19 protein-coding genes are annotated in these 19,620 nt (G+C 37.0%); 10 read left to right on the forward strand and 9 right to left on the reverse strand.

What is annotated here, in order from left to right; genetic code table 11:
- The 3 genes from RLO81_RS15345 to RLO81_RS15355 form a co-directional block, all read left to right on the forward strand.
- A partial coding sequence (locus RLO81_RS15345) for a TolB family protein (protein WP_502880462.1) occupies positions 1-592 on the forward strand: 592 nt, incomplete at its 5' end.
- A gap of 114 nt (positions 593-706) precedes the next feature.
- Entirely contained in the window at positions 707-1,447 is a 741-nt protein-coding gene (locus tag RLO81_RS15350) for an aspartate/glutamate racemase family protein (RefSeq protein ID WP_350113507.1), read from the forward strand.
- Positions 1,448-1,547: 100 nt separating this feature from the next.
- The gene (locus RLO81_RS15355; protein WP_350113510.1) at positions 1,548-2,555 is read left to right on the forward strand and encodes a hypothetical protein; all 1,008 of its coding nucleotides are present in this window, start codon (positions 1,548-1,550) and stop codon (positions 2,553-2,555) included.
- Between the two features lie 159 nt (positions 2,556-2,714).
- Here RLO81_RS15355 and RLO81_RS15360 read toward each other — a convergent pair whose 3' ends face one another.
- Genes RLO81_RS15360 through RLO81_RS15370 form a run of 3 tightly spaced genes read right to left on the reverse strand, consistent with a single transcriptional unit; the run spans position 2,715 to position 5,561 of the window.
- Positions 2,715-3,086, reverse strand: a complete 372-nt coding sequence (locus RLO81_RS15360; RefSeq protein ID WP_350113513.1) for an ACT domain-containing protein — start codon at positions 3,084-3,086, stop codon at positions 2,715-2,717.
- The gene (locus tag RLO81_RS15365) at positions 3,083-4,282 is read right to left on the reverse strand and encodes an outer membrane protein assembly factor BamB family protein (RefSeq protein ID WP_350113516.1); all 1,200 of its coding nucleotides are present in this window, start codon (positions 4,280-4,282) and stop codon (positions 3,083-3,085) included. The genes RLO81_RS15360 and RLO81_RS15365 overlap by 4 nt, the downstream gene beginning before the upstream one ends.
- The gene (locus tag RLO81_RS15370; protein WP_350113518.1) at positions 4,266-5,561 is read right to left on the reverse strand and encodes a DUF4350 domain-containing protein; all 1,296 of its coding nucleotides are present in this window, start codon (positions 5,559-5,561) and stop codon (positions 4,266-4,268) included. Before RLO81_RS15370 ends, RLO81_RS15365 begins: the two co-directional genes overlap by 17 nt.
- A gap of 210 nt (positions 5,562-5,771) precedes the next feature.
- On the opposite strand from RLO81_RS15370, the gene RLO81_RS15375 reads away from it, so the two are divergent.
- Positions 5,772-6,815 carry a sensor histidine kinase gene (locus tag RLO81_RS15375; RefSeq protein WP_350113520.1) on the forward strand — a complete coding sequence of 348 codons (1,044 nt, stop codon included), beginning with the start codon at positions 5,772-5,774 and terminating at the stop codon, positions 6,813-6,815.
- Entirely contained in the window at positions 6,812-7,582 is a 771-nt protein-coding gene (locus RLO81_RS15380; protein WP_350113523.1) for a LytR/AlgR family response regulator transcription factor, read from the forward strand. Before RLO81_RS15375 ends, RLO81_RS15380 begins: the two co-directional genes overlap by 4 nt.
- A gap of 18 nt (positions 7,583-7,600) precedes the next feature.
- Here the strand turns inward: RLO81_RS15380 and RLO81_RS15385 are convergent, their stop codons facing one another.
- Positions 7,601-8,857 (reverse strand): hypothetical protein, encoded by a 1,257-nt coding sequence (locus RLO81_RS15385; RefSeq protein WP_350113526.1) that lies wholly within the window; start codon positions 8,855-8,857, stop codon positions 7,601-7,603.
- 296 nt (positions 8,858-9,153) lie between these two features.
- Here RLO81_RS15385 and RLO81_RS15390 point away from each other — a divergent pair, with 296 nt between their 5' ends.
- The gene (locus tag RLO81_RS15390) at positions 9,154-10,272 is read left to right on the forward strand and encodes an LVIVD repeat-containing protein (RefSeq protein ID WP_350113529.1); all 1,119 of its coding nucleotides are present in this window, start codon (positions 9,154-9,156) and stop codon (positions 10,270-10,272) included.
- Here RLO81_RS15390 and RLO81_RS15395 read toward each other — a convergent pair.
- Both RLO81_RS15395 and RLO81_RS15400 read right to left on the reverse strand, forming a co-directional pair.
- A complete protein-coding gene (locus tag RLO81_RS15395) occupies positions 10,256-10,846 on the reverse strand; it encodes a hypothetical protein (RefSeq protein ID WP_350113532.1) in 591 nt (196 codons plus the stop codon). The genes RLO81_RS15390 and RLO81_RS15395 overlap by 17 nt on opposite strands.
- The gene (locus RLO81_RS15400) at positions 10,839-11,276 is read right to left on the reverse strand and encodes a YybH family protein (RefSeq protein WP_350113535.1); all 438 of its coding nucleotides are present in this window, start codon (positions 11,274-11,276) and stop codon (positions 10,839-10,841) included. The genes RLO81_RS15395 and RLO81_RS15400 overlap by 8 nt, the downstream gene beginning before the upstream one ends.
- A 145-nt stretch (positions 11,277-11,421) precedes the next feature.
- Here RLO81_RS15400 and RLO81_RS15405 point away from each other — a divergent pair, with 145 nt between their 5' ends.
- The 3 genes from RLO81_RS15405 to RLO81_RS15415 all read left to right on the forward strand — a co-directional run bounded on the left by RLO81_RS15405 (position 11,422) and on the right by RLO81_RS15415 (position 14,506).
- On the forward strand, positions 11,422-12,393 hold the full coding sequence (locus tag RLO81_RS15405; protein ID WP_350113538.1) for a carboxypeptidase-like regulatory domain-containing protein: 972 nt from the start codon (positions 11,422-11,424) through the stop codon (positions 12,391-12,393).
- 53 nt (positions 12,394-12,446) lie between these two features.
- Complete coding sequence (locus RLO81_RS15410; RefSeq protein ID WP_350113541.1) at positions 12,447-13,331, forward strand: LysR family transcriptional regulator; 885 nt, start codon at positions 12,447-12,449, stop codon at positions 13,329-13,331.
- Between the two features lie 77 nt (positions 13,332-13,408).
- On the forward strand, positions 13,409-14,506 hold the full coding sequence (locus RLO81_RS15415; RefSeq protein WP_350113544.1) for a DUF2911 domain-containing protein: 1,098 nt from the start codon (positions 13,409-13,411) through the stop codon (positions 14,504-14,506).
- On the opposite strand, the gene RLO81_RS15420 is transcribed toward RLO81_RS15415, so the two are convergent.
- The 3 genes from RLO81_RS15420 to RLO81_RS15430 all read right to left on the reverse strand — a co-directional run bounded on the left by RLO81_RS15420 (position 14,503) and on the right by RLO81_RS15430 (position 18,542).
- The gene (locus tag RLO81_RS15420; RefSeq protein WP_350113547.1) at positions 14,503-15,495 is read right to left on the reverse strand and encodes a helix-turn-helix domain-containing protein; all 993 of its coding nucleotides are present in this window, start codon (positions 15,493-15,495) and stop codon (positions 14,503-14,505) included. The two genes, RLO81_RS15415 and RLO81_RS15420, sit on opposite strands and share 4 nt — an antisense overlap.
- 50 nt (positions 15,496-15,545) lie before the next feature.
- Positions 15,546-16,085, reverse strand: coding sequence for an ExbD/TolR family protein (locus RLO81_RS15425; protein WP_350113550.1), 540 nt, complete (start codon positions 16,083-16,085; stop codon positions 15,546-15,548).
- A gap of 63 nt (positions 16,086-16,148) precedes the next feature.
- Positions 16,149-18,542: an ABC transporter permease gene (locus RLO81_RS15430; protein ID WP_350113553.1), complete on the reverse strand. Its 2,394-nt coding sequence runs from the start codon at positions 18,540-18,542 to the stop codon at positions 16,149-16,151.
- Between the two features lie 261 nt (positions 18,543-18,803).
- On the opposite strand from RLO81_RS15430, the gene RLO81_RS15435 reads away from it, so the two are divergent.
- Positions 18,804-19,620: S41 family peptidase (locus RLO81_RS15435; RefSeq protein ID WP_350113556.1), on the forward strand; the 817-nt coding region annotated here is incomplete at its 3' end.

Below are 19,620 nucleotides of genomic sequence, written 5' to 3' on the forward strand. Positions count from 1 at the left end.
CAACAGTATGTATACAGATTATCATCCGGAAATTGTTGGTGATAGCTTATTAATCTTCATTTCCAGAAGACCTGAACCAGGCACTCAAACACAAGTAACTTATGGTAATTTATGGATGGCGAAAAAGTCTGACGGCAGCTGGGGTGAACCGATATTTCTATCGGAGCTCAACCACAAAGGCCATGATACCTACCCTACTTTTGCTAAATCCGGAAGGCTATATTTTAACTCTGATAGGCCTGGCGGAAAAGGAAGTATGGATATTTACATGAGTGAATACACCAATGGTAAATTCAGTAAGCCTACTTTGGTAGAAGCACTGAATACTTCAGATAGTGAAAATGATTTAGTCATAGATCCGGATGAAAAATTTATGATATTCAACAGGTATTCATTCGAGACTGGGGAATTGGATTTGTTTATTTCTTTCAATGAAGAAGGCAAGTGGAGTGATGCAAAACCGTTAACTCAAATCAATGAAAAAGGGGTATTTGAACTTACTCCTACTCTTTCTATGGATAAAAAGTATTTTTATTATGAGTTGAATGGCAGGGTCAAATGCATTAATCTATCAGAATTGCTTAATGATTGAATGACGTTACTGCACGGGCAAAGTATCTCAAATCAATTTATTCTTTTTTCAGAGTTTATCACAATCCTTTGCTCGGTATTATTCTATTTTAATCATAGTGAAAACAATTAGTCTATGACAAACAAAAAAATAGGAATTGTTATGCACAGCTATGAAGGAGGTGCATTGTGTTATACAACAGCTTGTAAAAGAGGAGTTGAATTACTTGGTCCTCACATGCATCCTACCATACTAATGAGCTCTATTCCTATGGGATTAAGCATGGAAGCCTGGGAAAATGATGATTACAATGTTATCAGCTTCCATCTAATGGAGGGAATACAACAAGTTAAACAAAGTGGCGCTGACTTTTTTATTTGTCCGGATAATACTGCACATATCGTTTTGGAAAAAATTATTGGTGATGTGCCTATACCAGGGATTCATATTGCAGATGTAGTTTGCAATGAAATTCTATCAAACGGTTGGCAAAAAGTAGGCCTTCTTGGCACCAAGTGGACCATGGAAGGTGAGATTTATGCAAGTGCCTTAAAGAGAAATTGGCTTGAATTAATAACTCCTGAACCTACTGACAGATTAAAAATTAACGACATCATCTTTGAAGAGTTATGCAACGGTATTTTCAAAGAAGTATCGATCAATTTTTTTATTAATGTAATAACAAAACTAAAAAGGGAGGGTGCCGAATGTGTCATACTAGGTTGTACAGAAATTCCACTAATAATTAACACCAATAACTCACCTTTACCCATTTTAGACTCTACCCGACTACTTGCCAAAAAAGCGGTTGAATATGCTGTTTCAAATACCCATGAAACAAGTAAGCAATGGATTGATCTGTCCAAGTCGAATTAAAAAATATTGCTTAAATCAATTTGCAAGTACTTCAATTCAAATTAATGTATGCTAAACGCCTGTGGTCATAGTTAGAAGATAAATCACTGATTATTATAGAATGAAATGGTTATTTCTTCTAATGAGCACAAGTGTTTTAATCTACAGCTGCCAGAATGAGCGCAAGAAAAGCACATCTGAAATTTCTACCACTCAATGCACTCCCAATAAAGTTTTTGATTGTTTCATTTCTGATTCTGTATGGTTTGAGACCTACAGACAGATCAATAATAAAGTAACACGACCACTAATTGCCGATGCTTTTAAAGTTGTAAGCCAAAAAACAGATATAGACAATGGTAATTTAGGTCTACTATTTTTTATCGCCACCAATCTGGATAGTACAGGATTCAACGCTCCCAATTTTCTGTTGCGCTACCCGTTCGCCAACCAAATCTATATTACTGGTCAATTTAAAAAGCTAGCCGAAACAGGTTTATTAGTATACAACAATGCTCGATTTAAAATCTCTGAAAAAGGGAGAAAAGTAATTAACGATTTAACTACTGCTATCAATAGTCAGAAAATCATGCTCCTTTCAACAGCAGAAGTTGAACTGGTGCTGCATTTATTTCATCAAGTTAGTAACTCCGAAAACCTTAAATGCTTTCCTTCTCTTGTGGAACGTAGAAAAGCATTAGTACACAAAAATGTCACGCCAACCTCCACTTCACTCAAATTCATAGTGCTTATGGATGATCTCATAGCAATGCGGAATGATGCCAGTCATTATCGCATGGAGCGACTAAATAAGGAAATAAATCTTTCATTACCAGCTGCTGAAATTCTGGCTCATTTAGGTTCAGGCACATTCGTTTATTCCGACTTTTCAGATCGGCCAACCTGGGGGCATTCTAAAGAAGAAACCACACACTTTGAAGAAGAACTTACAAGCCTACATCTTGCTTCTCGAAATAATAATGGTGAATTGAAAATAACAGAATTAGGTCAAGAACTTCAAAGTAAATCGGCACTTAATGCAGAAATGACATTTTATGAACCCTGGCTGAATATCGATAAAGAAACTTTAAAAGATTATTACTCCATACTCAATAAACTAAAAAGCTAAGGGTTTACAATTCTGATTTTCAGGGTTGTTGTTTGAGATGACTCAGGCCGTGGTTGGCCTGGGTCTTTATTATTTAAGCTACTACTTTTGTCCCCCGGTAGCGGGGGAGAATTTGAGCTCAAAAATAAAATGAATTATAATTTGGAATATGCAGGATTATTAACCTTTTCCCAAAGAGGTAAGTGCCGACAATGCCTTCAGTCTCATAGTATATGGCACAAAAATATGATCATGATGAAACGCTGCTACAATGTTACAGGGTATACCTAATGCATCGAGCACAAATGAAATTTTACGGGTAATTCCTGTTTCAGATAATTTGGTAGTTGTAGTGCAAGTAATCCATGCAAATTTTTGAGTACTCACCTCCATTTCCATCTCAGGCTTGAGTTGACTGTATTCGATAATGATAGTCAGACCTTCCTCTTCTTTAAACTGCATGAGAGGTTCTATGTCATCTGGAACTTGATCTACATCACATTTACAAAAAACGAATATGCCTTGATTAATTTTAAAATCTAATGTTTTCATTCATTTCCAATAGTAAACGAATAAAGCGTTCCATTCGAATTACCATAGATAAGCTGACCGTCATGCTTTAAGCCTTCTCCGGCAAAAGCACCAAGAAGTAATAATAATTTTTCGGCCGCAGCTATGTTGCTACCATACAACTGTAGCATATCTTTTCTAAAATAACCTTGTTCATTATAAATCAACGAATAATTTTCTTTGCTCATTTGAGTTTGAAAAACTTTTTGAGATTCCCCAGTACTTGTATTTACCTGAATCACTTTTCCATCAAATGTTGTGAAATAAGCATTAGATTCAGCTGCAATTCCTTGTCCATAAATGCGCATTGTGGTAGTTGCAGACCAATTTTCCTTTAACGTATTTTTATCAACTGATCTTACTTTTTGTGAGTCAGAGGTGCCAAACAAGAGATTATTGCCAACTAGCACTGGAGCAGCAATAATCCAGCTGCCAGGCTCAAAATACTCGGCATCTTTCACGCCTGTTTCACTATTAATCTTATACAAGTAATTCCCACGACAAGTCACATATACCCAATTACCATTAACCACTACTTTTTTCTGAATTTCACCATTCGGATAATTTGTGCTACCTGCTGTATCAAATTTCCAGTTTAGCTCACCATTACTTTTATCCAACGAATAAAGAAAGCCATCAAAACTGCCTATGAATAAACTATTGCCCTCTATAACCGGAGTGGCATGAACTGCATCTGACGCTTTATAAGACCATAATACTTCTCCATCGTTCAAAGAAACACATACTACATTTCCATCTCCAAGTCCTAAATAAAGCCTGTCATTTTCAATAAGCGGTGATGACAAATAGTAATCCCACAAATCATATTTCTTTTCTTCACCTAATTTCTTCTCCCAAATTATTGTGCCCTTTTTCGGGTTGATGGCATATAACATACCTTCACCAGTATTAATATAAATGGCCTTTTTAGATACTGCGGGTGTGGACTTGATAGAACCAGGCAAATTCAGTTTCCATCTTTCTTCACCTGACTTTGAAATGGCATAAAACTCACCCCCTTCATTACCAAAATAGATGGAATTTTCATCTGCGGCAGCACCACCATAAATGGAGCTATAGGTATTGAATTTCCAATTTGAATCTAATTGAGCGAATAGTGTTGATGAAATTAGGAACATTAACAGTATGCCCACAAAAGTTTTAGCGTTGATATACATGATAAAAATCTTTACTTATTTTAAATGAATTGTCTTGTGGCTGCCACACCAAATAAAATCGAGTGGTGGCGGTTACAGTCTGGTTGTTTTGTTCAAAGCTCAGTTTGGATACTCCTATTTGATTACACTCTTCCCCAACCCAGTTTAATTCATGAGTTTCCAACTCCCAGCTAACGTGCCTGCCTTCTAATGACTTCCAATAATTATCAATGGCTGCTCTGCCTTCTACATCATTGCCATTGGGCCCATATAATTTTGCATTATCAGAATAAAAGGAAGCCACCTTTAACATATCTCCGGAATTAAAAGCTTCCTCCATCGCTGCATTTAAGTTTTCAATAATTTCATCTTTATCTACATACTTTTCATGGTCACTTAAATAATGGAAGATGTTTAGTGCGAATTGTAAATTCTGCGGTGCCTGCGGGCTATTAAAGCCTACTTTAAACTGATCGTTGACAATTTGGGCGGTAATCATAGCAGCTTCTCCCAAAACCACTACCTTACCTTTGCCAAAACTAAAATAGGCGCCTTGCTGCCAGCCTTTGGAGTTATACTTCTTAGTTTTTTCATTAAACCGCCACGCTGTATCTGGCATAAGCACTTCGTGAGAATCATCAAATTCAAAAATGATGGTAGCTCCCTTAGGCGCCTTAAATGCCGATCCGGTAAATGATGCCAGCGTAGTAATTGTCTCGAAGTCATCTGCACGTTTAGTGATTTCATTTTCCTTTAGCGTACCACTTTCCAAACTAAAAGTACTAGGCGGCCAATGTTGCCCTGGTTTTATCACGAAACCATTATTCCATTCAACGCCCAACTTAGCACCAAGATCCTGTGCAGCTCCACCATAGGGCATATGGTCAGCCACAAGCAACAGCCGGCCACCCTCTTTCACCCAATTAACCAACACATCCATCTCATTTTCTGTAAATGCTGAAGGATTAGGCACCACCCAATTGCCAACATCAGAGGCATGTAATGCATTGGCAATTACATAAATATCTGTAGCATCAAGTACTTCATCAGATATTGCTGATTCATTTGCTTTCACCTGATAACCATCTTCTTCTAAAGCCCTTACAAGAACTGAAAGGCCGCCATCTTTTTTGTGCAGGTTGTTGTGGCCTTCATCCACAGTAATTACCGGGCCCTCATTATGTTGATATGCAGATTTCACTAATTCGAACGTAAAATCAGTGTCTGCAACAGGTTGCCCAAACCCAACTCGCGCTAACAATAGCATTAAAAATGTAGTGTATGTGATAAATTGTTTCATTGAACTATTTTTTAGAATAATCTCACTATCGCACAGATTAAAATCTGCCGTTATCTATTTGTCCCTTTGAATTCTAATTAACTAAAAAATTAGTTTATTGATTTACATAGATCCATTTTTTGATCAATTAGTCTGTATAATTGATGTGAAAGGTGCATATTATGATTTGAAATAAACGAATTAAACAGCCGTGTTTTAGAATTTTGAACAATGAAGCCATTTAAAATAATTGGTATCATTTGGAGTGGCACGAAACTCATCTCCATCTTTAGTGTAATGCTGTGGCTAAAATCCATTGGCGTTGAGCGTTCCATTATACGTGTGGCATCATCTCAAATTGGAAGCTGGCTGTTAGGCCTTGTGTTTCTCTATTTCATAATTAATCTACTCTTAAAAAAAGATTTACTCAGAAAATACTGGGGCTATCATCTAAGAATTAACCTGTTGGGTATTGTCGTTTTCACTTTGCTTATGTCAGTATTTCCAATATTGATGGAATACCTATATAATAAACCCGAGCTACCTGAGTTATGGGAAATGTACCTGACCAATCTGCCGAGTTTCTTTAGGGAAAGCTTTTTAACCTATAATTTTCTTATTGGCATTACCTATGGTTTAATTTATTACGACTCCAGGAAACAGGAAGAAGTCAAACGAGAGAAGGTAGAAAAGCAGCTACTTGAAACTCGCATGTTATATCTTAAATCCCAATTGCGGCCCCACTTTCTTTTTAACTCCCTGAATGCCATCAGCTCTTTGATAGATGAGGACAGCAAAAAAGCACAATCTATGTTGGTGGATTTAAGTGAACTGCTACGCAGCGTGCTGGAATTTGACAGCAGGAATAAAATTACGTTGCAAGAAGAATTGAATATCCTTGAAAAATATATTCAGATTGAAACTACGCGCTTTTCTGATTCTTTGATCATTAAAAAAAACATTTCTAATGACCATCTGACATGCTTAATTCCTTCGTTTATACTTCAACCACTCGTAGAAAATTCCATTAAGCACGGCTTCACAGAAAACAGGTTAGAAATTGTAATCTCTACTGAATCGAGGAATGGAACGCTCTGCATTAAAGTTTCAGATAATGGAGCGGGCCTCGCTGATAATTGGGAATACGGCACAGGGCTTTCAAACATAATTACCAGAATTGGCGAAACTTATGGCGAGAAATACTCATTTGAAATTTACAATAACGGCAATCAGCCCGGCCTAACGAATGAAATAACTTTACCGATAGAAAAATGATTAAAGTTGGAATTATAGATGATGAGCCACTTGCCAGAAAAAGAGTGAAAAAGCTCATAAAACAGCGTTTCGACATCGAAGTATCTTTCGAATGTGGCAATGTTGAAAATGCCATCTCTCAAATTGATGAGCTTAAACCCGATATTATATTTTTAGATATTCAAATGAAATCTAAGAATGGCTTTGATGTTCTGGATAAAATCAATTTCATTCCAATTATTGTATTTATTACTGCTTACGACAAATATGCGGTACGTGCATTTGAGTATACGGCATTCGATTACCTGATGAAGCCATTCAAAGAAGAGCGCTTTTTCTCTGTATTAAATCGTGCCATTAGCCTGGTTAATACACGAAACCTGGAAGCTGATCAGCGACAAATCCGTGACCTATTACAAATGATGTCGTATCAATCGGACCACAAGGCCGGCCTGTACAAAACATCTATCCCAATTAAACTTGCAGACAAAACCTACTTCATCCCGTGCGAAAGCATTGAGTATATCAAGGCCTCCGGCTATTATGCTGAAATTGTAGAAGGCGGCAAAAAGCACATTTTAAGACAATCACTCACTGAACTCATTAAAGTTTTGGACCCATCAAAATTTATAAGAATACATCGCTCGTCTATCATTAACACTTCCTTTTTAAAGGAAATTATAAGTGTTGGTTTTGGAGATGTTGAAATAAAAATGAGTGATCACACTACACATAGGGTAAGTAAAACATATAAAGGAGGGCTTTTCAAGTTGATGGGCATGAACTAACCCTTGTGAAACGATCCACTATTTCAGTGAATATTTTAACAAAACTGTTTTTGTCAATTGCTCAGTTTGCAACACACCATCTTCATATTTCGACCAAGGACTATTTGCGATGTATATAAACTCATTGCCAACTAATACACCCTGTGTAGGCTCATCTAAAATATCAAGTGCCTGATCTATCACTTCGATTCTAATTACCTCCGAGCCATCTTTATTTAGAAAAAGACGCCATACTTTTTTAGGAGAAACCCCATTTTGTATGGCTATTAGAGAATTTTCATAGAAATAAATACCATCGAAACCTTTGGAAATGATATTTCCAGCAAGCTCAATTTTAGATACTTCTTTACTTTGAATATCAATTCTGTAAAGCCCTTTGATATAATCAGCTACATATAAATACCTGCCGTTAGAATGAAATGTGAGGCCTTGCAACGAAAGCCCTACATTCGAAAGATTTTTGAAAGTAGTTAAACCTTCATCAATAGAATAGTTGTAAACCGTGTTTGCCCGTCCATCTGAAATGAAAATCGAGCCGTTATCATCAAGTATTAAGTCTCCAAATAAATGGCTACCTTTTTCATGATATGTATTTTTTATCTGCAGCTCGGCATCCAGTAAAATAACCGATGAATTACCTTCCAACTCCTCAGAATAACCCTTCATTTCAGGAAGTGCAGCCGTGCATGCCCAAAGTTTTCCGGTTTTCACATCATACTCCAGTCCCATTACTGCATACATTTCAGGCATAGATTCATAGTCAACCCGACCAACAATTTCACCCTGTGCATTCACACAAATTATAGCTCTTTCATACACACCACCCAGATAGAATACGTTACTAACAGGGTTATAAGTAATTGCCTCTGGATGGAACGAGCTAAGATCAAGTTCCATATGAACTGCACTATTCTTGCTGCTTTGTAATAAGCTTTGTTGAAGTTGAATCAGACCATCATAAAACTCCATTGTATTAAATTCCTGAAAAATGGAATCTTCAAGGATTTCGAGATTGGCGTCCATCATCAGTTTTATTCTCAATGTCTTATTGAGCTCGTTCCACTTGTTATTTAAGGCCTGAGCCTTAGCCAAATGATGAATTAATGTAGGATGGTAAGGTCGGAGTTCATTCGCACGCTCAAAACTTTGGAGATAGAGGTCCGCATCGCCATTTTTTAATGCCGCTATTCCCTGATTGTAATAATAGCGTAGGCTGTCTTGGGAGTACGAAAACAAACTACATAACAGAAACACTACCGATAAAATGTTTTTCATAGATTTAAAACTTGAGAGGTGTGTAGTTAAATAATTTCCGACCAATTGCGTTTGGTTAGAATTGACTCCCACTAATTTAGATGTCAATTCCTTAAACAATGAAGCTTGTAAACTTATCATATTAATATCAATTAATTTCATAGGATAAATTCAGGAATCGAGCCAATTTTCTTAGTACTTTGAATAGGTTACAAATGATCGAATTGTTGCAAGAGTATAATTTTGAGTAACTTACTTAACTAATTCCTATCGATCAGAACTATTTAAATGGTTAAATCATTGAAACTAGTTCTGTTATGAAACTTACAATTTTAAGCTTCCTGTTTTTATTGCCTTTACTTGTTGGTTGTGATGATGATAACGATGAGATGGCACCCAATACCACTGTGCCCGATCCTACGGAGGAAGAAATACCTGAGGAACCAGACTTACCTGAACCTACAGCCTCTTGTGATGTAATTGGGCAATTAGACTTTGATCAATGGATTTCAGATATATGGGGTTATAGTACAAGTGACCAGAATTTCGCACTAGTAGGCTTTGGGTTTGAGGGCTTAATCAATGATACGACTGGTGTATATATCGTAAACGTAGATGATCCTACACAACCTGAGCTTGTCAAAAAATTCAACAACATTGGCGGTTGGGATATTAAAACTTACAAGAACTATATGTATACTGTAAACGGTGTTGAAGAGGCCAAAGGAAGCATAGTAGATTTATCCGATCCAAGTAACCCAATAAAAATTGGAGAATTTGATGGAGCCCATAACATATTCATTTCTGACGGTTTACTAACAGCGTCACTGCCAGGAATAAAAATATATGATATTGAAACAGACCCAACGAATCCTAAGTTGCTATGGACAGGCGGACCATTAGATTCGGGGCATGAAGCAATGATAAAAGGTGATACGCTATTTGATTTTCATGGAAGAGATGGCACTAAAATTTATGATATTTCTGATCCAGCTAAGCCCGTTACCATCGGTTATATAGAATCTCCATTAATTAGATTCCATCATAGCGGCTGGGTGACTAAAGATGGGAATTACCTTGTAATTAATGACGAACGTCCTGCTGGTAGTGCTGAACTTGGAGACGACTTTACAGTTTGGGACATTTCTGATATAGCTCAGCCTGTTCTCAAATACAAATACAAAGATTTGGCTTCTACCTTGCATAATGTACATATTGTGGATTATACGGCTTATTTCTCATACTATTCTGCCGGTTTAAGAACTTTCGATTTTCGAGATCCAGAAAATCCTGTATTAATTTGCGAGTTTGATACTGACCCAGAAATTAGCGGTAAAGGCTTTTTTCTGGGCGCATTTGGAATATTCGCCTTAACTGATCAGCCTTACATTTATATAAGTGATGTGAAAAATGGGTTATTTATTTTCGATAAGTAGGCAGGTTTGATGCCCTCCACTCTCGTAAGAGCTTTATCCATTTTGTGGCTGAAACACTATCCTGAATTAGTGCTTTATCTTTTAAATCATACACTTCTGCCAGACGCAAACTATCATGGGCAACTAACCACTCAATGGCAGGTTTCAGATATGGTTTATATGAAGTCTCATTTCTAGGTTGATATAATTGTAACTTAATAAGCCCTCTTTCATCGATTACATAAGTATTCACGCTTTCCCACCCGGGATATTTGATAAGTTTTGAAAAGTCATTTTCCTCCTTTGACCTAAGAATCACCGTATCTCTCGCCAATTTAATAAACTCAAGAATTTGCCTGTCCGGATTCAGTGCGTAATCCCACTTTAAAAGATTGGCTAGCTGAGACTTGTTTATACCTTTTCCAGTTACAGAACCAAAATGTAGTTCATAATCAGTAGATAAATGATCTAAATGTTCAATTCTCGATGATGAATTATAAAACTGGGTAAGAATATGCTCGTTTCTATTGGGTTCACGATTGGCGCACCTAAAAGCAATGAAAGTTGTAATTAACACTAATTTAGGATCAATCATAAACAAACTTCCATTCACCTGTTTTCTGGCGCTTCCATACTGTATGGAAAATGCCTGCACTTTCTATAACCTGACCCGTAGTATCTTTGGCAGAAAAAGTAAACGGACCATAGGTATAGGCCATGTCACCCGATTCTGAGACATCTATAAACTCAGGCTTCCATTGCAGTTTTACATCTTGCAACGTTTGATCATTAAAATAAGATTCAATCTCCTCTTTGCCTTGAAAAACACGGCCTCTTCTATTGATTACACCATCCTCTGCAACAAACTCCAAAAAAGCCGCTTTAACACCTTCTCTTGCCGCCATATCGTTAAACGATTTCTCCACACTTTCAATTTGTTGGATGAGATCTGCTTCATTGGGTTTTTCGGCATCCTTACACGAAAAAACAATTAGTAATGAAATCAATAAGTAAAAGTTTTTCATAATTCTCATTTTTAACAAGTCTAACTGAAGGTAATATATTTCATCATTTTGAAGTATGAATTTTAGTCATAACCCTGGTGATTATTATTCATTCATCTACCTGCAACATTTACCTTTTGCTTACCAGTCTCACCAAATAAAAATTATGCGAACATTATTGATATACACGCTAGCTATATTTTTCTTAAACAATGCTTACGCACAACATAAAATAACGGGCGTAATTAACAACACAGAAAATCAACCCGTACCCTATGCTCAAATTGGAATTCTGTCTACATCCATTGGGTGCATTACTGATGAAAATGGTGAGTTCACCTTAGCCCTAAATTTGAATAAACATCTTGGTGAAACATTTACAGTTTCGGCTATTGGTTATAAGTCACAAAACATCAAAATCACAAAAGACTTAACCCATCTGTCGATAACATTACAACCCATCACAAAAGTACTAGATCCCATTGTCATAAATTCAAAAGGTCTCAATTTGAAGACGTATGGCACAAAACCAGGCATTGCACCGGGAGGCACTTCTATATTAAGTGTGTCAGGTGGCTCTGCTTTAGCCCTGAAAATTTATCCTGATCAATTTCCAGTACTAGTACAAAATGTAAAGGTGAATATCTTAGAAAATCAACTCAAGGAATTTCAATTTCGCATCCACTTTTTTGCCATTGATTCAGTAACTGGCTTACCTGGTAAAGACTTGGTCAATCAAAATCTCATATTAAAGTCTACTATACAGAAAGGTTATGTGACTCTTGATCTTAAACCTTATGATATCACATTAAATCAAGCATTTTATCTGGCAGTAGAATGGGTGAACGACTCTAAGACAAAAGCTCTCCTTCAATCTCTTATTGAAAAACCAATCGAGTGGCTTACAGGAGAAATAGAAAACAATAAAATGGTGACTTATGATAAGAATGGAAAGGTCTTGAGAAAGGTAAAACTCACAAAAGAGCAACTGATAGAACTTGAAGAAAGAAGAGTGCCACATACCATCATCCGCACAAGAGCAGCATCTTCTATAAAGTGTTATTTCAGAAGATCGATATATAGCGATTGGAAAGAATATGAAGATGTAATGATAGCAGAAGTTGAGGTTTTGAATTAGAAAGTTTCTCAATAAAAAAAAGTTGGCCTAAATTCCAATTTCAAAAATTGATAATGGAAATAAGGCACCTAAAACTAGTAGTAGAAGTATCGAAGCAAGGAAGCCTGACAAAAGCCTCTGAAACACTTTTTGTATCTCAGTCCGCCTTGAGTCATCAGTTAAAAGAACTGGAAACGGAGTTGGGAATAGTTATTTTCAATCGTGTAAACAACCAACTGGAACTTACTGACAGTGGGGAGATTTTCAGAAAATATGCCCAGAAAATAATTCAACAATTGAATGAACTTGAAAATGCAGTGAAACGAGGTTCTGAAGACCCACTAATAAAAATACGATTTGCACAGGAAGCCTATACTTCATACCATTGGATAACCGAAATATTGAAAGAAGTGAACAGGTTGTACCCATCTGCTGAGGTCAATCTTATCACAGAATCACCAAAAAAACCGTTAAAATTACTCCGAGATGGTAAAACTGATTTTGTGCTTATGGTTTTCGAACCCTTCGATTCCATGTATGAATCAACACCTCTTTTTAAAGATGAATTAGTGCTTATTGTTAATAAAAATAATCCTACAGCAACTACAGACTGGATTGACATAAATTTAATTAATACCCATACTGTAATTACTCATGCGGGCCCTGATGAGCGGCACATGATATTCGAAAAGGCCGGGCCGTTTAAAGACCTGGAACCTAAGAAATTCATTCAGATGGAATTTACCGAAGCGGCCATAGATATGGTTAAAAATGATCTTGGTGTAGCCATTATGTCTAAGTGGGCGGTGCAACCTTATCTTAACGATTCTTTAAAATCCATACGAATAACGAAAGCAGGAATTTATAGAAACTGGCATCTGGTAAGCCTTAAAAATAGTGAGCATTCAGAACCACAATTGAATTTCAAAAACCTGGTGATTAAAACGCTTTCAGAATAATAATTTCATCTCCACATTTCATTAATCATGAGTTTATGATTGATTAAAGCCTATATAATTTCTCTAAAAAACTCATGATGAAATTATCATCATCAATTTTAGTACTATTAATTAGCTGCTCGGCTTGGGCACAATTTCATACCATGAAAATACCTCAGCCAAGTCCGAAAGTGGTTGAAACACAAACGCTAGGTATTACTGATATTACAGTAGAGTACAGTTCGCCAGCTGTTAGAGGAAGAGATATATGGGCTAATGTTGTTGGTTCATACAGTGATCCTAATTTAGCATGGCGAGCAGGTGCCAATATGAACACGCGCATCAAGTTTTCAACTGATGTAATGATAGAAGGCCAACCACTAAAAGCCGGCAGCTATGGTTTTCATATTGATACCAAAGAAGATGGACCGTGGACGTTAATGTTTGCACACCATGATAACCAATGGGGGAGTTATTATTTGGATAGAGATGAGCATGTGGCTCTCAAAGTGGATGTTACACCAACCACTTGTCCTCCATCAGAACAACTTGATTACGAATTTATAAATAGATCTGAAAATGCTTTGACTATTGCACTTGAATGGGGCGAGAAAAGAATTCCATTTGAAGTGTCTGTTGATTTAAACAAAACAGTAATTGATAACTTCCGATACGAACTTCTTGGAATTAACACTTACCGATGGGAAGCCTGGAATGATGCGGCCAATTGGTGCTTAAACCACAATACTAATTTAGAGGAAGCTTTAGAGTGGGCCAATCGCTCAATCAATGGTGGTTACAACGGATTTTCTGCCAATAAGAATGTTACTAACATGACGACCAAAGCACGTCTACTCCAAGCTCTCAATAAATCAGAAGAACTTAAGAGCACCATTTCAGAATTAAAAGCAATGAACATGACTGCGTATGAAGCGAACGGGTTAGGTATGTTTTTATTAAGAAACAATATGCCAAATGATGCGCTAGAAGTATCTAATAATGCATTGAAAGAAAGTCCTGATACCTGGTATTTAAAACTAAACAGAGGATTGAGCTATTATTTCCTAGGTAAGAAAAAATCTGCTCTGAAAGACTTAGAGTCTATACAAACTACTTCCCCTGAAGGGTTTAGAGCAAGGTTAGCCGAAATAAAGAATGAAGTAGAACAAGGAACCTATAAGATTCCAGGCACTTAAGCCGATTGTAAGATTTGGGTTTGTTGGAAGGCCTTTGGACTTTGACCTGTGTACTTCTTAAATGCAGCATAAAATGCAGACGGAGTATTAAAACCAGCGTCATAGGCCAGGGCCTCTACCTTTGTTTCATCGCCCGAACTTAATTTTTCCTTCACCTCCTCTACCCTGAATGAGTTAATGGCATCAGGAAATGTCTTATCATACAACTCTTTCACAGCCCTAGTAATTAAATAGGCAGGCACTTCCAATTCTTCAGATGCCTGAGCAATGGTTATTCCCTGAATTCTGTAAATGGCTTTATCTTCAAAAGCAACTTTCACCTTATTAACCACTTCTTGAGAAGTTTCCACTCGCATGGTTGGTGTAAATACCAATGGTGATTGCAATGCCTGAAAAAATATATAATATAAGGCAACGGCAGCCATCCCTGAGCCTATTGCATAGCCCATCATTGAGTTAGCAAGATGTTGGAACCCAAATGACAGTAATATAAAGGTAATGGCCACTAATAACTTCACATTCCATGATCTTAGCTTATCATTCTCAGTCTTCGCAACATAAATGGCTCTCCATGACAGAAGCACATAGGCAAAACTTAGAAATGTTCCTAACTGGTAAAAGAGTGAATCCAAGGGTGTGTTAAAAACAAAGTAGCAACCAACTGAACCAAATAATGGAATTATGGCATGAGATAGATGAACCTTTTTTGGTTTAAACTCTGTCTCTCCGGCAGTTGTATATAAATATGTTAGCGCTCCTATACTTGCCAAACCCAAAAAACCAAGTGCAAGCCCAATAGCGGCCATATCTCTTAGTATAAAAAAGGCGATAGATTTACCCACTCTCAGTGCTATGGCCAAAAAGATTAAGCCTAACAAACGATTCTTAAGAACCTGCTCTTTTCTTATAAAAATTAAATAGGTAGAAAGAAAAATTCCTGTAGCTACCGCCACTCCTGCAAATACACCTAGTAAACCGAATTGATTCATTTGTTGAAGCCTTGAATTTAATGTTACGATGCATTATCGATTTGGTTCTGTTAATCGGGTTCCGCTATTGAAATATTCATAGGTATTTCTTTCCTAAGTTGCCTGTATGCCGTTTGTTGTTGAATCGGAATCTTATTATTTCTTATTGCATTTGATTCTATATTCAATTTATCTGAATAAATCTCATAATATGCCGCCTTCACTTCATCCAAAGTTTGAATATATTGATTTTGAGATGTACCTCGGTTCGTTTTTAAAGATATCACAGCCTTTGCAGGTGATTCACTCAAATCATTGTTAGCACCATAGTTTAAAATGAACTTCTTTACATCTAACCGAAGATTTTTTACAGATTCCCGAAGTTCTTCTTCAACCATTAGTTTATCATTTGAATTAATAAGAATTGAAAATAAATTTCTATCATGTATCTCTGCCGGATTCATACTATTATCAAAAGGTGGCAAGACTAAATCAAGACCTTTATCATTCACTATTGTTGTGGTTACCATAAAAAAGATGAGGAGTAAAAAGGCGATATCTGCCATGCTGGAGGCATTGGACTCTGCTGTAGTTCTTCTATATTTTTTCATGACTGTTTTTAGATCATAATCAAATAATCTAAAAACAGTCACTAAAGTCTTATAGAACAATTACTACTCCGATCTTAAAGAATTAACAGGGTTAGCAACAGCTGCAGCAATGGATTGATAACTGACGGTAAACAAACCGATAGTCAGCGCAATAACTCCAGCCAAGGCAAAAGTGAGCAAAGCCGAACCACTCAAAAGATCTATCTTATACTGAAAATCGCCAATCCAGCTTTTAACTGCTAAATATGAAAGTGGGAAAGCGATAATATTTGCAATCATGATTAACAACACAAACTCCTTTGAAAGTAATACAACAGCTTGTTTTACACTTGAACCCAAGACTTTCCTAATGCCAATCTCTTTCCTTCTCTGTTCTGCCATGTAAGCCGAAAGTCCAAATAAACCCAGACACGCAATAAATATGGCCAGCCAAGTAAAATTCATTACCAGTTCAGAAAACTCCTCATCGGCCTGAAACATTTGAGCAAATTCTTCATCAAAGAATTGGTATTCAAAAGGGTAATCAGGATATACCTCATTCCAAACGCCTGCCACCTGCGAAACAGTTTCGCTTATATCCGATTTAATTCTCATAGAGATATTGCCATTGGGTCCCGGATTGTAAAACATAATGAGTGGTTCGATAGCATGGCGCATTGAAGCGAAATGAAAGTTCTTAACCACACCTACAATGGTACGCTCCTGGTTATTACCCATTGTTAATTTCTTCCCAACAGCTTCATCCCAACCAACCTGCTCAACGAATGCTTCGTTCACAAGTATCGCTTCCTGCTGATCTGTGCCAAACTCTTTAGAATAATTTCTACCTTCCACAATTTCCATATCCATCACGTCCAGATAATTTTCATCAAATGAAAGTGCACTAACAATCCAGTTTTCTTCCTCTTCAGGCACACCTTCTGGCGTTACGCCAGTTCTGCCAAAAGTTCTGCCAGGCATATTGTTAGACATAGACACTGCCGTTATTTGATCGTATTGATCTAGCTTATCCCTGAATGCAGCCATGTTTTGGCTCAAACCCGGATCATTCATTTGAATGGTAAGTACCTGATCTTTAGAAAAGCCAAGGTTTTTATTTTTTATAAATTCCAATTGCCGTGTGATAAATAGTGTTGCGATAATAAGTGTTACAGAAGCCACAAATTGCAATACCACTAGTATCTTACGTAACAAAATACCACTCCTGCTAGTCTGAAACTTGCCCCGCAAAATATTAATAGAGTTGAAATTAGACAGTACAAAAGCAGGATAAATACCCGCCAGCACTCCAATAGCTAGCGTGATTAGCACTATCAAGATTAACAAACCAGGATTAGAAATCAGATGCAATAATATATTGCCTTCAAAACCAAGGTTCATGTATGGCGAGCCCAACAAGCAAAGTAACAACGCTATAATCATCGATATAAAACACAACAAAATTGATTCCCCTAAATGTTGGGTAACCAACGACTGTTTTTGTGCGCCCATTACCTTTCTCACTCCTACTTCCTTGGCTCTGGTTGATGATTTTGCTGTGGCCAAATTCATAAAATTAAATGCAGCAATAAGTATTACAAATAAAGCTATCGCAGAAAGTGAGTACACATAAACTATGTCGCCTTTATTGGCATTATTCCCATCGAATAAGATTCCAGATGACTTTAGGTGAGCATCAGCCAATGGTTGCAGTTTGGTAATCCAAAAATCAGGCACATCATTCGAATGGGCTAATTCATTCATTTTGCGCTCTACTGATTCTGCGTGAGAAGGATCATTAATTTTAATGTAACCTAGCATGCCCAATCCGGCCCAGCCATTCAAATATTGAGAAAATGAAGAATCTGCCTGAGTTGGATAGATTGACATAAGCAAATCCATCTCTAAGTGACTCTTTTCTTCCGAGTCCTTCATCACTCCTACTACTTCCCAGTCTTCATCATCAATTCTCAGCACCTTACCAATGGCCTTATCTTTTTTAAAGGTTTTTTTGGCTAATGCCTCCGTCATAATAAGTTTTCTGGGAGCATTAAATTTGGCTGTATCACTGCCTTCTAATAGTGGAAAATTGAATAATTCGAAAAAGCTACTCTCCCCATACTTCGCGTTTTCAGCATAGGTAACATCATCTCCGTTTTCCATTCGGGTTCTGCCATTGTTTAGCATTCTGGTAGAAGCGGTAATTTCGGACAGGTTATTTTTTGCTTCTACTGTCATTATCGGGTTGGTAATTCCAACATTGTTACTTGAAACACCTAATGCCTGATCAATAGTTGTTACCCTGTATATCTTTTCATAGTCCTTATGAAAGGTATCGTAGCTCAGCTCTACCTGAACGTAAACGAATATCATGATAAAGCAAGCAAGCCCAATGGATAGCCCGGCAATATTAATGATAGTGGCACTCTTGTTTTTGGAGAAGCCTCGTAAGGCTACTTTGATATAATTTTTTAACATGTTATGAGTTTTTTGACCTGCGTAAATCTATCTAATAGAAATGTGTTAAAAAGTTATTTAACATCATTTAACACAAAAGAACGGGGTTCTTTATTTAGATACACGTTGAAATTATACGAAAGGGTTATTCGCTTATGGCAATGGAAAGCTGCATAAGTACCCTCAAACAATATCTTCACCACTCAAATAAAACCAATGTGTCATTCATTATTTAAATTGAAATTTAGCACCGTGAAAAATATTCTTCTAATTCTTGTTACTATGAGCTCTTGGAGTTGCCAGAGCCAGAGCAAAACTGAAGAGTTGTCTTCGGAGTATATAAGATCTGTGGTTATTAAAATTGGTGATGCGTTTGAAGAAGGGTACGTATTTGCAGATAAAGGACAGAAAGTTAAAGAGCAACTGATCGAAAATTTTGATTCTGGTGAGTATTCAGGGTTGCAAAGCTATGATGAATTAGCGCAAAGAATTAAAGAACATATTTTTGACATCTGTGAAGACAAACATGTTCAGGTCAATTACCTAAACAACACATCTAACTCCTCATATAGGCAAGGCAGTCGTGGAGATGATTTCATGAACAGTTTCGAAAACTTTGGCTTTACGAAGGTTGATGTATTAGAGAACAACATTGGGTATATCAAACTTGATATTTTCTATCCCATTTATAGCAGCAGACTTGCTGAAGAAGTCGCGAGTGCCTCCATGCAAAAGGTAGCAGACTCTAAAGCACTTATTTTCGATTTACGGGAATGTAGAGGCGGCAGCCCGGATATGCTTAATTATCTCATTAGCTATTTATATCCACCTAAAAGTAACATTCACCTTAATACCTTCTACTATCGCCCAACAGATTACACACGAAAAACTTACACCCACGATAGAATTGAAGGTAAACGCCTGGAAAATACACCAGTATATGTGCTCACAAGCAGCAAAACCTTCTCCTGTGGCGAGGAATTTTCGTATGACCTAAAGCATCTTAACAGAGCTACCCTTATTGGAGAAGTAACAGGCGGTGGTGCACACCCCGTTGAACCAGTAAAAATTGATAATAATTTCGAAATCAACCTACCTA

Origin of the sequence: Fulvivirga sp., from assembly GCF_040220315.1 — a bacterium.
Lineage (GTDB): Bacteria > Bacteroidota > Bacteroidia > Cytophagales > Cyclobacteriaceae > Fulvivirga.

Bases quoted from the DNA above. Each gene is read 5' to 3' on its own strand.
- RLO81_RS15350 (WP_350113507.1), top strand. From the start codon at position 707: ATGACAAACAAAAAAATAGGAATTGTTATGCACAGCTATGAAGGAGGT.
- RLO81_RS15355 (WP_350113510.1), top strand. From the start codon at position 1,548: ATGAAATGGTTATTTCTTCTAATGAGCACAAGTGTTTTAATCTACAGC.
- RLO81_RS15360 (WP_350113513.1), bottom strand. From the start codon at position 3,086: ATGAAAACATTAGATTTTAAAATTAATCAAGGCATATTCGTTTTTTGT.
- RLO81_RS15365 (WP_350113516.1), bottom strand. From the start codon at position 4,282: ATGTATATCAACGCTAAAACTTTTGTGGGCATACTGTTAATGTTCCTA.
- RLO81_RS15370 (WP_350113518.1), bottom strand. From the start codon at position 5,561: ATGAAACAATTTATCACATACACTACATTTTTAATGCTATTGTTAGCG.
- RLO81_RS15375 (WP_350113520.1), top strand. From the start codon at position 5,772: ATGAAGCCATTTAAAATAATTGGTATCATTTGGAGTGGCACGAAACTC.
- RLO81_RS15380 (WP_350113523.1), top strand. From the start codon at position 6,812: ATGATTAAAGTTGGAATTATAGATGATGAGCCACTTGCCAGAAAAAGA.
- RLO81_RS15385 (WP_350113526.1), bottom strand. From the start codon at position 8,857: ATGAAAAACATTTTATCGGTAGTGTTTCTGTTATGTAGTTTGTTTTCG.
- RLO81_RS15390 (WP_350113529.1), top strand. From the start codon at position 9,154: ATGAAACTTACAATTTTAAGCTTCCTGTTTTTATTGCCTTTACTTGTT.
- RLO81_RS15395 (WP_350113532.1), bottom strand. From the start codon at position 10,846: ATGATTGATCCTAAATTAGTGTTAATTACAACTTTCATTGCTTTTAGG.
- RLO81_RS15400 (WP_350113535.1), bottom strand. From the start codon at position 11,276: ATGAAAAACTTTTACTTATTGATTTCATTACTAATTGTTTTTTCGTGT.
- RLO81_RS15405 (WP_350113538.1), top strand. From the start codon at position 11,422: ATGCGAACATTATTGATATACACGCTAGCTATATTTTTCTTAAACAAT.
- RLO81_RS15410 (WP_350113541.1), top strand. From the start codon at position 12,447: ATGGAAATAAGGCACCTAAAACTAGTAGTAGAAGTATCGAAGCAAGGA.
- RLO81_RS15415 (WP_350113544.1), top strand. From the start codon at position 13,409: ATGAAATTATCATCATCAATTTTAGTACTATTAATTAGCTGCTCGGCT.
- RLO81_RS15420 (WP_350113547.1), bottom strand. From the start codon at position 15,495: ATGAATCAATTCGGTTTACTAGGTGTATTTGCAGGAGTGGCGGTAGCT.
- RLO81_RS15425 (WP_350113550.1), bottom strand. From the start codon at position 16,085: ATGAAAAAATATAGAAGAACTACAGCAGAGTCCAATGCCTCCAGCATG.
- RLO81_RS15430 (WP_350113553.1), bottom strand. From the start codon at position 18,542: ATGTTAAAAAATTATATCAAAGTAGCCTTACGAGGCTTCTCCAAAAAC.